The organism is Marinomonas foliarum, from assembly GCF_003337275.1.
In the GTDB taxonomy this organism is placed as follows: Bacteria; Pseudomonadota; Gammaproteobacteria; order Pseudomonadales; family Marinomonadaceae; genus Marinomonas; species Marinomonas foliarum.
Genome location: NZ_QPJQ01000015.1, coordinates 18,111 through 31,970, shown reverse-complemented (window position 1 = coordinate 31,970; position 13,860 = coordinate 18,111). Strand labels below are relative to the sequence as shown.

Annotated in this window: 10 protein-coding genes; 7 read left to right on the top strand and 3 right to left on the bottom strand. The window is 44.7% G+C overall.

The window, feature by feature from the left end; all coding sequences use genetic code 11:
- The first annotated feature begins 91 nt into the window (after window positions 1-91).
- On the top strand, window positions 92-1,222 hold the full coding sequence (locus DFP77_RS09555; protein WP_114412065.1) for a glycerate kinase type-2 family protein: 1,131 nt from the start codon (window positions 92-94) through the stop codon (window positions 1,220-1,222).
- A gap of 106 nt (window positions 1,223-1,328) precedes the next feature.
- A complete protein-coding gene (locus tag DFP77_RS09550; protein ID WP_258861111.1) occupies window positions 1,329-1,622 on the top strand; it encodes a hypothetical protein in 294 nt (97 codons plus the stop codon).
- Between the two features lie 50 nt (window positions 1,623-1,672).
- On the opposite strand, the gene DFP77_RS09545 is transcribed toward DFP77_RS09550, so the two are convergent.
- A complete protein-coding gene (locus DFP77_RS09545) occupies window positions 1,673-2,074 on the bottom strand; it encodes a MerR family transcriptional regulator (RefSeq protein ID WP_114412064.1) in 402 nt (133 codons plus the stop codon).
- Window positions 2,075-2,157: 83 nt separating this feature from the next.
- Between DFP77_RS09545 and DFP77_RS09540 the strand changes: the two genes are divergently transcribed.
- The 3 genes from DFP77_RS09540 to DFP77_RS09530 all read left to right on the top strand — a co-directional run bounded on the left by DFP77_RS09540 (window position 2,158) and on the right by DFP77_RS09530 (window position 7,617).
- On the top strand, window positions 2,158-3,078 hold the full coding sequence (locus tag DFP77_RS09540) for an alpha/beta fold hydrolase (protein WP_114412063.1): 921 nt from the start codon (window positions 2,158-2,160) through the stop codon (window positions 3,076-3,078).
- A gap of 201 nt (window positions 3,079-3,279) precedes the next feature.
- Window positions 3,280-5,208 (top strand): B12-binding domain-containing radical SAM protein, encoded by a 1,929-nt coding sequence (locus DFP77_RS09535; protein ID WP_114412062.1) that lies wholly within the window; start codon window positions 3,280-3,282, stop codon window positions 5,206-5,208.
- A 306-nt stretch (window positions 5,209-5,514) separates the two neighbouring features.
- Window positions 5,515-7,617, top strand: a complete 2,103-nt coding sequence (locus tag DFP77_RS09530; RefSeq protein ID WP_114412061.1) for a methyl-accepting chemotaxis protein — start codon at window positions 5,515-5,517, stop codon at window positions 7,615-7,617.
- 74 nt (window positions 7,618-7,691) lie between these two features.
- Here the strand turns inward: DFP77_RS09530 and DFP77_RS09525 are convergent, their stop codons facing one another.
- Window positions 7,692-8,903 carry an MFS transporter gene (locus DFP77_RS09525; RefSeq protein ID WP_114412060.1) on the bottom strand — a complete coding sequence of 404 codons (1,212 nt, stop codon included), beginning with the start codon at window positions 8,901-8,903 and terminating at the stop codon, window positions 7,692-7,694.
- 135 nt (window positions 8,904-9,038) lie between these two features.
- Between DFP77_RS09525 and DFP77_RS09520 the strand changes: the two genes are divergently transcribed.
- Together DFP77_RS09520 and DFP77_RS09515 are read left to right on the top strand one after the other, a co-directional pair.
- Entirely contained in the window at window positions 9,039-9,911 is an 873-nt protein-coding gene (locus DFP77_RS09520) for a LysR family transcriptional regulator (protein ID WP_114412059.1), read from the top strand.
- Window positions 9,912-10,046: 135 nt separating this feature from the next.
- On the top strand, window positions 10,047-11,708 hold the full coding sequence (locus tag DFP77_RS09515; protein ID WP_114412058.1) for a diacylglycerol kinase family protein: 1,662 nt from the start codon (window positions 10,047-10,049) through the stop codon (window positions 11,706-11,708).
- A gap of 96 nt (window positions 11,709-11,804) precedes the next feature.
- Here DFP77_RS09515 and DFP77_RS09510 read toward each other — a convergent pair whose 3' ends face one another.
- A complete protein-coding gene (locus tag DFP77_RS09510) occupies window positions 11,805-13,793 on the bottom strand; it encodes a BCCT family transporter (protein WP_114412057.1) in 1,989 nt (662 codons plus the stop codon).
- Window positions 13,794-13,860: the final 67 nt, after the last annotated feature.

Here is a 13,860-nt window from a genome sequence, read left to right as displayed (position 1 = left end):
ACATTCAAAAAACCGCATCTAAGGGCGTGACTCTGTCCTGTTGATGCGGTTTTTTAGTTTATGCCTCTGAGGCAAGTAAGGGAGAACAGGTTTGCATTCACATGATAAAAACTCTGCTGTGTCTATTTTTGACGCTGCGATCAATGCGGTGGCTGGCTACAATGCAACGTACCGTGCAGTAGAAAGCTTTACTGACTTCACGCCAGATCAAATCATAGCCGTCGGTAAAGCAGCCAGTGGCATGTGTGCAGGTGCCTTAGCGGCACTAGGTAACGATTGCCCTGCGTTATTAGTCACAAAGTACGATCACACAGACCAAACTATGTGGAATGCAACCAACGTAACGGTTCTTGAGTCAGCTCATCCTGTTCCAGATCAACACTCATTGGACGCTGGCAAGCAAATACTCTCTACGGTCACAGACATGCAAGCAGGTAGTAAATTACTTCTTTTAGTCTCTGGTGGCGCATCGGCTTTATCTGAAGCTCTGCCTGACGATGTCAGCTTGGAAGACTGGCAAAAGCTAACAGATCAAATGCTTGCAGCTGGCTATAATATTGGTCAGATCAATACCCGCCGCAAAGAAACCTCTTTGGTCAAAGACGGTAAGTTACTCGAAAAATTTAAAGGTGCTGACGTCCGCGTACTGGCTATTTCCGACGTGGAAGGCGATGACATTGGTACCATTGGCTCTGGCACTGGGTCAATTAAACGCTGTCCATCGGCTGCCAGCGTTGCCTTAATTGGTACCAACCAAGTCGCCCGAGAAGCAGCGGCCAACAAAGCAACAGAGCTTGGCTATCACGTTATCGAAAATACAGAAAACCTGTATGACGATGTTGAAATACTGTCTTCTTATATTGGTCAGCAACTAATGGATGCCGAACCGGGTGTGTACATTTTTGGCGGAGAGCCAACGGTTAAGCTACCCGAAAACCCCGGCAACGGTGGCCGTAACCAAGCGCTAGCACTAGGCATTGCAGAAAACATCGTTGGTCGCGATAACATATTGGTGCTGGTTGCCGGCACTGACGGCAGTGATGGTCCAACCGACGCAGCTGGCGGTATTGTAGATGGCTCAACAGCAAAAGATATGCACGCGGTTCGAGATGCATTGAAACGCGCTGACGCAGGGACCTACTTGCGTGAACAGGATGCGATCTTTATTACTGGCCCAACAAATACCAATGTCATGGATGTGATAATTGCCATTATTCGCTAGTATTATCTAATATAAACGGGCACCAGCCCCGAATTCACGGGGCTTTTGTGCAGGTCATTTGCTAGAATCCGCCTATTCCGATTAGGTTTTACTTTAAAGGCAGGCTATGAGGCGGTGCAGCGAGGCCATTGAGTTATTCTTAGAGATGATGACAGCCCCTGCGCTGGATATTATCCGCCAGCACGTAGAAGACAATTTTGAATCATTTGAAGACGACGAGCTGCCTGATGCCGTATTTAGCTTCTTAGCGGAGTTTGATCGTTATCGCCTTTGCGTTGAACCGGTTATTCGTTTTTTACAAGGTAAAGATTCCAGCCTTGCACTGCGTATTACATCCCGCCGTTTTTTACCTGAAGGCCCTGCGTTTGATGCTATAGAACAGATGCGAGCTACTTGTTGACTATTATGCTTTCCGTTCGACAACACTGTAAATCCTAATCTATACAACTATTACCTTTCATCTATAACCGATGATGCTTGGGAAATGTTCTCTGACATCGTTTTCAGTAGCTGATATTTACGCTCTTCTAATGTCTCTATTTGATGATCGATAGATTGTAGCAGTGACTGTTGAGCGCTGAGTGTTTCTTCACAAAATTCAGCGCCTTCTACTAGTCTCATGCATTCGGGGAAAGTACGTATATCTTTGAGATTGAAACCAAAAGAAATCAAACGCTGAATTTGCCTTACCTGAGTAATCGCTTCTATCGAAAAAAAACGATAGCCATTATCTCCACGATAGCATGTTAATACGCCCTCTTCTTCATAGTGTCGAATAGATCTCACACTGACACCTGATCGCTTAGCTAAATTGCCAATAGTGATCGTTCCTGTTGGTTTTCTGTTTTGCATAGAATACTCAAATTTTACGTTGACTCTCACATTAGTGTTAGGGTTTAGACTGCGTTTTTAATCTTAAACTAAGGATATATCTTATGATAAAAATCGCACGTAAGCTCGCTTTGAGTAGCTTACTCTACTCGTTTTTCTTAATGTTTTTTACTCCATTGGCTTTCGCTAGTGATCAGAATTATAAAGTGGTTTCTGCCGATGGCGTATCTCTTGCTGTACAAGAATCTGGGGCTCCAGAAGGAATACCTATCATTTTTGTTCACGGTCTGCTTGGCAGCCATTTAAGCTGGAGTTCGCAAATTAATGACCCTCAGCTGGCAAAAAACCGTTTAATTACATTTGATCTTCGTGGTCATGGATTATCTGATCAACCTGAGGCAATCGAATCATATCAAAATGGTCGTTTATGGGGCGATGATTTAGCCGCAGTGATTGAGTCGGTTAAAACCACATCACCACAAAAGCCAATATTAGTTGGCTGGTCTCTAGGGGGATCTGTCATCAGTAGCTATTTAGCAACCTATGGCGACTCTCATATCGCGGGTGTTATGTATGTTGGTGGAGTGATTGAGTTAGCGGCTGGACAAATCACACCTCATCCAAAGACTTATAGTGGTATGGCAGATGAAGACCTAAAAACACATCTTGAAGCTGAACGTCACTTCATACGCTTATGCTTTAATACACAACCTGATACCGAGACTTTTGAGCTTTTATTGGCCAATGCTGCGACAGCATCTTTTAACATGCAAAAAACCGTTCCAAGTATGAATGTGGATGTTGTGAATGGCCTAGGCAAGCTAACCAAACCTTTTCTTTTAATTTATGGCGCTCATGATGCTTTGGTTAACCCCAACGCATCTCTAAAGAGAGTTAAAGAGCTTAATTCTACTAGTCAGAGCAAAATATATGAAAACTCAGGACACTCTCCATTTTTTGAAGAAAGCACTCGATTTAACAACGATATAATTAATTTTATTAACAACACAATGAATAAAAATTAAAAAAAAATAGTTTCTGAAAAATGCCCATAGTATCAACATGCCGCTATGGGCAGCCCCAATTCTACCTTCATTAGAAAACGTCTTAATTCATAATCCTTGAACTAAAGAACAGCTAGAAAAACAGCATTTAAAAAAGGTTGGAACTCTTTTTAAATGCTAGAATCCGCCTATTCCGATTAGGTTTTACTTTAAAGGCAGGCTATGACCGTTCTTCTGATGACTCCACCCATGACGCAATTAAATACGCCCTACCCAGCAACGGCGTATTTGACGGGCTTTTTGCGCTCTCGGGGCTATGAGGCGGTGCAGCGAGACCCTGCCATTGAGTTATTCTTAGAGATGATGACAGCCCCTGCGCTGGATATTATCCGCCAGCATGTGGAAGACAACTTCGAGTCATTTGAAGACGACGAGCTGCCTGATGCCGTATTTAGCTTCTTAGCGGAGTTTGATCGTTATCGCCTTTGCGTTGAACCTGTGATTCGTTTTTTACAAGGTAAAGATTCTAGCCTTGCACTGCGTATTACATCCCGCCGTTTTTTACCTGAAGGCCCTGCGTTTGATGCTATAGAACAGATGGAAGCCGTGTCAGGCGACATTTTAAAAACCGCCTTTGGCCAGCTTGGCGTGCAAGACAAAGCCAAATATCTGGCCACTTTGTTTATTAATGACTTGTCGGCTGTGATTACTCAAGGCGTCGATCCGTACTTTGAAGTCAGTCGCTATGGCGAGCGTCTAGCGGCAGCTAACCCAAGTTTTGACGATCTCTACAATACGCTGATGGGCGAACCGAGCTTCAGTTCAGAAATCCTCGAGCAATTGGTCGAGCAATATCTGGAAGAAACGCAACCCAGCGTCGTGGCATTAACCGTGCCTTTCCCCGGTAATATGCTCGGCGCACTGCGTATTGCGCAAACTTGTAAAAGCATTAATCCCGATCTTCCTGTGGTATTGGGCGGTGGTTTTATTAACACCGAGCTACGTGCACTGAAAGACCCTCGCGTGTTTGAGTTTGTCGATTTCCTCTGCCTTGATGATGGCGAACGTCCTTTTATGACCTTGCTGGAATTCTTTGACGGAAAGCGTGAAATCGACGAGTTAGTGCGTACTTACTTCCTCGCTGAAGACGAAAATGGCGAGCCATTCGTTCACTACAATGAAAACGCCGAGCTTTACGATATCCCGCAAACTGATGTCGGCACACCGATTTACGACGGTTTGCCGTTAACCGAATACTTGTCCCTGTGTGAAATGCTCAATCCGATGCACCGAATCTGGAGTGATGGCCGCTGGAACAAGCTCACCATTGCCCACGGCTGTTACTGGCGCAAATGCAGTTTCTGTGACGTGACACTGGATTACATCGATCGCTACGATGCGGCAGGTGCCGATATATTGGTGGACCGTATTGAAGAATTGATCGCAGAAACCGGACAAACAGGTTTCCATTTTGTCGACGAAGCCGCTCCGCCAAAAGCCTTGTTTGCCTTAGCAAGACGCCTAATCGAACGCGGCGTGGTGATCAGTTGGTGGGGCAATATTCGTTTTGAAAAAACCTTCACACCAGAGCGCTGTCAGTTATTGGCGGATTCTGGTTGTATCGCGGTAAGTGGCGGGCTTGAAGTAGCATCTGATCGATTGCTAAAACTAATGAAAAAAGGCGTGAGCGTCGAACAAGTCGCTCGCGTAACCAAAGCCTTCAGTGATGCGGATATTCTGGTGCATTCTTATTTGATGTATGGCTTCCCGACACAAACTGAGCAAGAAACCATAGACGCTTTAGACATGGTGCGTCAGATGATGGCGCAAGGCTGTTTTCAATCGGCTTTCTGGCATAGATTCGCCGCCACAGCACACAGCCCAATTGGTATTAACCCGGATGAATATGGCATCACTCTCGTAGAGCGCCCTGATATTTTGTTCGCAGAAAACGATGTGGACTTCACCGATCCAACGGGAACCGATCACGACATGTTAGGCGACGGACTGCGTAAAGCACTCTACAATTACATGCACGGCATCGGCTTTGATCAGCCAATGGACTTCTGGTTTGATAAACCAGTGAAAAGCACATTGGTGAAAAAAGACCTAATTTCAAAAGCTATTAACAATGTCATTGCGAGCCATTAAATAACAGCTCGTTTTTGCTAGGTTTATGTTGATCCATTATTTTATTCGCAACAGCGAAACAATATGTCGAGTTCTTCCCATCATTCTCAAGAACAATACCATAGCGGGCCCAAACCATAGTCTAATACTTTTTTAGTGCTATCTCTTTCTCCTGAAGTACAAAAATGCGCAACTACCTCCAAAGGCATATAGAGTCCTGACGCTTTTTTTTTTATCTTTTATTGCCGTATTGTCTACACTAATAGCCAATAAAACGTATTCGCTCGCTGAATCCAATCCAATTGACTAACCAAAAAAAGGCTCCAGATGTCGAATCTTAGTATAAGAGTAAAGCTTGTTTTCCTCGTTGGCTTTTTTGCCATGTGTCTAGTAGGTATTGTGATTTTGGCCTCTACTCAATCCATCCGTTCAATCAATGAATTCGCATCAGATGAACTAAGTCAAGTTCAAAAAGACCAAGCAGAAACCTTACTAATGTCCACGGCTAATGAAGCACAAACTAAGGTTCGAGTGTTCCTCGAATCCACCGCTTCGACGGTGACCAACTTCGCCTCACTGCTCACTCAAACAGCCATAGGAAACAGCGGCGAACCATTCAGCCGTGAGCGTGTTCACGCGATGACAAAAGGCTTTGTAAAAAGCACGCCAACCATGAGTGCTTTGTATGCTCAATTTGAAAAAAACGGTTACGACCAATTAGACAGCACGTCGCCAAAGAACACGCTCACGACATCAGATGTTGGAACCTTAGATGTATATTGGGTGAAAGAAGAAGGGCAATTTGTTTCTTACGAAACAGAGTCTGCAGAGAAGTACGGCACCGAAGTAGACGACAATGGTATTCGTGAATCTGAATGGTATTTATGCTCTCTAGAATCTGCTAATGCCTGCTTACTCGATCCTTATCTATATGAAATATCAGAGGGCAATAGTGTTCTTATGACCAGTTACACCGAACCCGTCTTGGTCAACAAAAAGTCTGTCGGCTTGGTCGGTGCGGATGTCAATTTGCCGAAGATTCAAACCGAAGTCACTTCTTTGGCTCAAAACCTATTCGATGGTCAAGGGCAGATTACTATTGTTAGCCAACGTGGCATTATCGTGGGTTCCAGTGCATTCCCCAAAGCGGTAGGCAATAACATAAAATCGACTCCGTTATCTGGTGTGGATCTTACGAAAAAAGGATTGGTTGAAGGAGAGTTAGAGTGGACATTTACCAGTGATTTTGCCATTGGACACGCGGCTCAAAACTGGACTGTATTCTTGTCTGTTCCGACTAGCGTTTTACTTGCGCCATCCATAAAGTTAAACGCTGGACTAAATGCTAAAACCAACAATGCCGTAACGATTTTACTCGGACTTTCATTGATTTTGGTATTCATTGGGTTAGGGGTTATTTATCTAATAGTACGTTCTGTAACCGCACCATTGGGTGATATCGCGTCACGTATGAAGGAGCTGGCTTCTGAAGAAGGCGATTTAACGCAACGCCTGGGGCAACAAAAACATCTCGAATTGGTACAGCTTGCCGATGGTTTTAATCTGTTTACTGAAAAATTGCAAAAAATGGTTCAACAACTCAATGAACAGCGCCATGTCGTGGCACATTCCAATGAAAGCTTTGTTGATACCACCATACAAGTCGACTCGTCTATTTCATCGCAAACTGATCAAATTCAGTCCGTTGTGACCGCTGTAACAGAGATGTCGAGCTCTGCTTTTGATGTGGCAAACTTAGCTCAAGAAAATGGCAATGCCACTAATGAAATGAGCGGTTATCTTAAAGAATCATTAGACTTAGTACAGCACAACCGCAGCCAAGTAGAACATTTTGCCTCTGAACTGAACGAAGCCAGCACTCAAGTAGCTAAAGTCTCTGAACGCAGCGACGCAATTTACAGCATTTTAGACACCATTCGTGCTATCGCAGAGCAAACCAATTTGTTGGCCTTGAATGCTGCAATAGAAGCCGCCCGCGCAGGTGAGCAAGGCAGAGGATTCGCTGTCGTAGCGGACGAAGTGCGTAGTCTCGCGGCACGTACACAAGACTCCACAGAGGAAGTCGACACCCTTATAAAAGCTCTACAAGAAGACGTCGGCTCCGCAGTAAACTTGATAAACAACAGTCAATCTAACATCAGCGAAACAGTAACCGTGGCCAACAACAGCGCAGAGAAATTAGGTTTTGTTAACGATCGCGTAGTGACTATTTCCGAGAATTCCTCACAAGTAGCTTCTGCCGCCACAGAGCAGTCTAACGTAGCAGAAGAGATTAATCGTAACCTTGTAATCATCAGTGATGCTGCACAGGAATTACGCGACGTGGTCTCCAGCTTATCGTCCGGCCATAAGAATAGTGTGGAAGCAGTGAATCAATTAACCAACATTTTGTCGAAGTTAAAAGTATAAGTGCGGCTTGGGTAAAAATGAAAAATGTGACCGTCAGCCATGAAGGCTGACGGTCAATACCATTAAACACCAGATCAAATTTCTGGCTGTAAGAAGCTGTCAGAGCGTGGTTTGTTGGATTGGCGCTCATGCAAGAATATATACATTGCCAATACAAACAACACGACAGCCAGCCCACAGATAAGTAAATACACATTGGACAGGCTACCAGTCGCATCGTAAATCATCCCTGCCAAGACATTGCCTAGAGCACCACCAAGTCCAAACGTCACCATGCCAATACCGTTGATCTGCATGGTCGCTTTGGAAGAATATTGTTTGCTTATCCAGCCTGCAATAATGCCCCAAATAGGGAAATACATCATGCCGTAGCCAAAGCCTGCAAGCATAACAAACTGCTCAGGACGATAAGTGAAAGCCAACAAGCCTAAAGCAAAAATGCCAAAAATAACCAAAAGCGTAACACTAGGACCTTTGTTATCTGCCAATTTGCCAACAAAAAAGCCCGCGATCATGCCTGTTACGCCAATAATCCCCCAAGTATATCCGCCCAATGCTGGCGGTAGTGATAACTCCGCCAAATAGGTATTCAGCCAAGTCGTAAAAGTAATGGTTGAAGCGCCCACTAGTAGCAAAATCAAGCAAGCAAGAAAAGCGGTGCGTTCACGCAATACGGTTTTAAACAACTGCCGTGTGCCCATTGCGAAAGTAACATCAATGTCTTGATCCTGTGACTGAGATCGAACGCTTTTAAGTAACCTAAAAGTGACTACCAAGGTAATCAGTCCAAGTACCGATGCAGCCATCCAACCGCTTCGCCATCCCAATAGTGGAACAATCAGTAAAATGATCAAACCATTAACACTGTAACCCCAAGCAGTACCGCTTGAAGCAATAGACAAGTTAGTCGCTGTGCGGTCAGCACGACCGTACCGAGTAACTAGCTCCACAATGGACCCCCAACTAATGGCCGCACTCGCCGCCATCACGGTGAGAACAAAAATCATGACAGTCGTATTATCTAGCCATGCCATGGTAAACAGCAAAGACGTAGTGAGTATGCCTGTGATCAGCAACAAGCGACCGGAGTCTAGGCGCGGACCAATTACGCCCAATAACATAGCACCGATAAGATAAGACACTTGTGTTAGCGCCCCAGCTAGGGCGAGATGCCAACTGGTAATATCAAGCGAGCCTTGCATGGTTGGCACTAATGCCGCAAACAAGAAAATACCAAAGCCGTGACTGATAACCTGATTAAAGCCAAATGTTATTGGAATACGCATCAAAAACTCCTTGCTAAAAACACCCTTGAAAGACATGTATAAAAAACAATCAATGGCGCCATATTAGGAGCTTGCTTTTATTCGGTAAATCGATAAATATTCAACTCTACGTTCAACTATATTGAAAACTAAACAATGCGTGATTTACCGATAAATTTACTTCGCACTTTTATGGTCGTGGCTGAGACGCTAAACCTGACTGAGGCCGCCAAACAACTGCACAAGGCGCCATCGACAATCAGCATGCAGCTCAATCGCTTGGAAGATTTAATCGCCAACCCACTGATGGAACGTGGTCAACATGGTGTGCGATTAACTGCTGTCGGAGAGCAATTAAAAGCGCATGCGCAACAGCTTTTAAACCTTCATGATCAAATTGTTGGTTCGTTTCAGAATATGGACATTAGTGGTGTGGTTCGGCTGGGAACGCATGATCAGTACGCTAGCCGCACGCTTGCTCCGCTTTTACAGGACTTCATTTTGAGCTACCCCGAAGCTGAACTAGAGGCGATTTGTGATTATCGTCCAGATTATTTGCTGGACCTTTTGGACAAAGGCAAGCTTGATATTGCTCTAGTTGAAATGCTGGCTGATACCGAAGGCGGCATTCGGTTACGCCGTGATGAACTGGTTTGGATTGGTCCAAAAAATCATTTTGTTCATACCCAAAGCGTACTGCCCTTAGTGGTATTTGCTGAGGGTTGTAAACACCGTCAATTTGCCTGTGAAGCACTCGACAATGCCAAAATTCCTTATCGCATCGCCTTTACCAGCCAAAGCCGTTCAGGCGTTCTAGCAGCGGTTCGCGCTGGCGTAGGGGTTGGTATTGTTCCTTACCACACCTTAGAAGAAGAGGATTTGGCTATTTATCAGGATTTGCCCTCTCTTCCAGACATGGAAGTGACGCTTTTCACATCGCCAAAAGCCAACGAGGCAACTCGACGCTTAGAAAAAATCATGGTCGAAAATCCGATCTTTAACCCACAAATGGTAGGAGTCAGATACTAAGACGATTCTGTCCTAAATCTGACTTTTATTGCGAGATTCTTTTTTCTATCTGTACCTTTACGAGCTACTGTCTTACTTTTAAAAAACAGTGTGTTACTCTGTTTGAACTATGGCTGGACTCTAGGGAGAGTTGTATTGTTTAAACCAAACTATTATTTATTAGTGTCTGCTGTTTTTGTGTTGTTGGTTATCATGACCAGCAATGTCTATTTCCAGCTCGCTTGGGCATGGTTTGCCCTGTCTTTTTTCACTGTCAGTCTGGCCTATCTTCTTAATAAACCAACAATATTTCGCAAACGTTCCGATGGCACAGTACCCATTTATGTGCGCTGGGTATTTCTGCCTTTTTTGTGGAGCACACAGCTTTATAACAGTTGGGCGAGAAGCACAGATTCTGTTCCTGCGTTACAGAAAATTGATGACGGCTTATTCTTGGCTCGACGCTTATTCCCTTCGGATATTCATGAAATAAAAAGCGAGAACATTAGCGCTGTATTAGACGTAACCGCTGAATTTAGTTCTTTAAATTGGATGTCTTATCAAGCCGATGTGGACTACTTAAATATTCCAATTCTTGATCACTCAGTCCCTTCCGATACGCAAATACAAAAAGCTCTTAACTGGATACACACACACCGTAAAACGGGCCGCTCTGTGGTCATTCATTGTGCTTTAGGTCGAGGCCGCTCAGCCTTCATGATGGCAGCGTATTTACTGAGCCAGAACCCTAAGTCCACTCCCAGAGAGGTGATGGAAAAAATACGTGATATTCGCCAGACTGTTCGCTTAAACAAACGCCAGTTTAAACATCTAAAAAGCGCCTTAGAAAGTAAGCTTTTGGTGGTGCATAACTCCGCTTGGCTCATTGCCAATCCGGTGTCTGGAACACGCCAATGGGAAGCACAACAAGACGTTATTTTGCGTTATCTATCAGCCTATTTTGATGTCACGGTGAAAACAACCACACCAGAAAAAAATGGCACTGCATTAGCCAAAGAAGCGGTTAAAGCTTCGCCAGATATGATCATTGCCTGTGGTGGCGATGGCACAGTCACTGAGGTTGCAGCGGCCATGGTAGGCACCAACATTAAGCTGGGTATTATCCCATTTGGCACCGCCAATGCGCTAAGCCATGTGCTCTGCGGCACCATGTCAAAAGTCGCACCTTTGGAAACCATTTGCTTAAACCTAATTGATGGCTGCGAACAACGCATCGACACCGCAACCTGTAACGGCGAATTAATGCTATTACTGGCGGGCGTTGGTTTTGAGCAACAGATGATTGAAAAAGCCGACCGTAGTAAAAAGAACACCAGTGGTCAGCTTGCTTACTTGAAAGGTCTATGGGAAGCCATCGGCCAAAACGAGGTCCATGAATTTACTATTCAACTGAATGACGATGAACCTTTCACCATCACAACACCAAGCCTAACCATTGCTAATGCCGCTCCTATAACGACGCTTTTAGCACAAGGTAAAGGCGTACCGAATATTATGGATGGCGAGTTGGATTTAACTTGGTTAGACCCTGAGCGCATGCAAATATTGAATTTGGCTGAATTGGCTATGCTTGGATTGGGCGACCAAAATGAAGACAGCGAAGCCCCTGAAGGGAACAATGGCGTATTCCATCGTTCTGCATCGCGTGTAACGGTAGATATCAGTCAAGTAGGTCACTATGTGATCGATGGCGAAGAGCGTGAAGCTGAAAAGCTAGAAGTCGTCGTCAGACCTCAATCTTTGAGTGTCATCGTCCCTGAGTCAGTAATTAGCGATAAAAAAGCAAATTACGCATAAGCAATTTAATAACAACCCGCATTCACTCATTGAGCCAATGCGGGCTTTTTTTGCTTACGCTTTAATAGACTTTTGCTCTTTTAAACAAGATTTAAGCTACGACACCGTATTCCAAGGTAATTGCCCTGGAGCGGCATCAACAAAGTTGAAGTACTGTTCTAGCTGGTCAATCAGATCACGTATCACCTCATCCTGACTACAGCCATAGAGCTCATAACCCAGCGCGCCATTACGAATATACACATCGGCCTGCCAATGAGTATCGTATTTCGAATTCTCACTGTGGGCTTCTGGTATTTCATGTTCCGTGGCCACTACTTGGTAATAGAAATCTAACTTTTCGTCCCTTTCTAGCTGAAAAGTAACACCGTTTTCTTCTCTAGTGATATTGGCTTTCCAGCCATGAATCGCGAGCTCTTTTTGTACTTCTTCCATCGCAGGCTCAACCACTTCTTTAATGAAGTGAGTCACCTTGGCTTCACCAGGAAATTTAAACAAAGTACTTAAGCGTTTGCGCCAGCTGCCTTCATTACTGAATGCTCGACCTGGTGTTGCAGCGGCTTCCACTGCTGCACCACGATGCCCTTCGATCACCAAGGCTCGCCATAAGCCAAGTGCCGCAATCAACATGATGATGGCAAAAGGCAGTGCGGCTAAGATGCTCATGGTTTGCAAGGCCCCTAAGCCACCCGCCAGTAATAAGGTTGCTGCAATAATACCTTCTAGAGACGCCCAAAAGACTCGCTGCCACACAGGTGTTTCCAGCGCACCACCAGAAGCCAATGAATCAACGACTAAGGACCCAGAATCCGAGGAGGTAACAAAGAAGGTAATGATTAGAAAGACGGTAATCACCGATAGGAAAGTAGACCAAGGCAATAAATCATAGAACTGGAATAATGCTACCGAATGGTCTGCCTGAACTTCGCCAATCAAGACATCTTTACCTTGCTCCATAATCAAATACAGGGCGGTATCGCCAAAGATAGCAAACCATAGGAAAGTAAACAGCGTCGGTACCGCAAGCACACCAAAGATAAACTGGCGGATAGTACGACCTCGGCTAATTTTTGCAATAAACAAGCCGACGAATGGCGCCCAAGCGATAGTCCACGCAAAGATAAACAGCGTCCAGTTACCAATCCAATCACTTTGCGTATAAGCCTGTAGATTAAACGTCCGCTCTACAATGTTGCTGAGATAAGAGCCTGTGTTTTGTACGAAGGCATCAAGAATATGAATACTTGGGCCAACGAAAAACACAATCACCATGATAAAGACAGCCAAGCACATATTTAAAATCGAAAGATTTTTTACCCCTTTATCCATACCAGCAACCACAGAACCTATTGCAGCTAACGTAATTAACCCAATGGCGGTGATTTGCACCATGGTGTTAATCGGTATGCCTTCCCAAAGGTAATGTAAACCCGCGTTGATTTGCGTAACTGATAAACCCAGCGTGGTCGCCAAACCAAACAAAGTACCAAGAATGGCAAACACATCGACAATATGACCAATAGGTCCGTAAATACGATCACCAATCAGGGGATAAAGTGCCGACCGCACCGACAATGGCAAACCATGGCGAAAGGCAAAGTAAGCCAGAACCAGCCCCATCAGGCCGTAAATCCCCCAGATATGTAGGCCCCAATGAAAATAGGCAATTTGCATCGCTTCTCGAGCTGCACCAATGGTTTCGGCAGTAGCATTCGGTGGTTGGGAAAAGTGTAAGACAGGCTCAGCAACACCAAAAAACAACAAGGCAATCCCGTAGCCTGCGGAAAAAAGCATCGCAAACCAAGCCGGAAAACTGTATTCAGGGTCTCCATGATCTGGACCTAAACGAATATTGCCCCAGCTACTGAATCCGATACAAACAAGAAATACGAGAAAAATTGCGGTAGCCAGCATATAGAACCAGCCAAAAGTCTGAGTAACCCAAGCCAATGCGCTTTGAAATACCTCTCCTGCAAACTCTGGATTACTTAGGGTTCCTACGATAAGAAATAGGGTAACGATAACGGTTGGGATGAATACTGGTAACAGTATTGCACCCGTTACTGTCTTTTGTGAATTGGTCATAAAAGCCTCCTCTTCTTACACCCTGACAAAAGCTGATAAGAATAGCAACCTGCATGACCTGACGTGA

Bases quoted from the DNA above. Each gene is read 5' to 3' on its own strand.
- DFP77_RS09510 (WP_114412057.1), bottom strand. From the start codon at position 13,793: ATGACCAATTCACAAAAGACAGTAACGGGTGCAATACTGTTACCAGTA.
- DFP77_RS09530 (WP_114412061.1), top strand. From the start codon at position 5,515: ATGTCGAATCTTAGTATAAGAGTAAAGCTTGTTTTCCTCGTTGGCTTT.
- DFP77_RS09520 (WP_114412059.1), top strand. From the start codon at position 9,039: ATGCGTGATTTACCGATAAATTTACTTCGCACTTTTATGGTCGTGGCT.
- DFP77_RS09525 (WP_114412060.1), bottom strand. From the start codon at position 8,903: ATGCGTATTCCAATAACATTTGGCTTTAATCAGGTTATCAGTCACGGC.
- DFP77_RS09545 (WP_114412064.1), bottom strand. From the start codon at position 2,074: ATGCAAAACAGAAAACCAACAGGAACGATCACTATTGGCAATTTAGCT.
- DFP77_RS09550 (WP_258861111.1), top strand. From the start codon at position 1,329: ATGAGGCGGTGCAGCGAGGCCATTGAGTTATTCTTAGAGATGATGACA.
- DFP77_RS09535 (WP_114412062.1), top strand. From the start codon at position 3,280: ATGACCGTTCTTCTGATGACTCCACCCATGACGCAATTAAATACGCCC.
- DFP77_RS09540 (WP_114412063.1), top strand. From the start codon at position 2,158: ATGATAAAAATCGCACGTAAGCTCGCTTTGAGTAGCTTACTCTACTCG.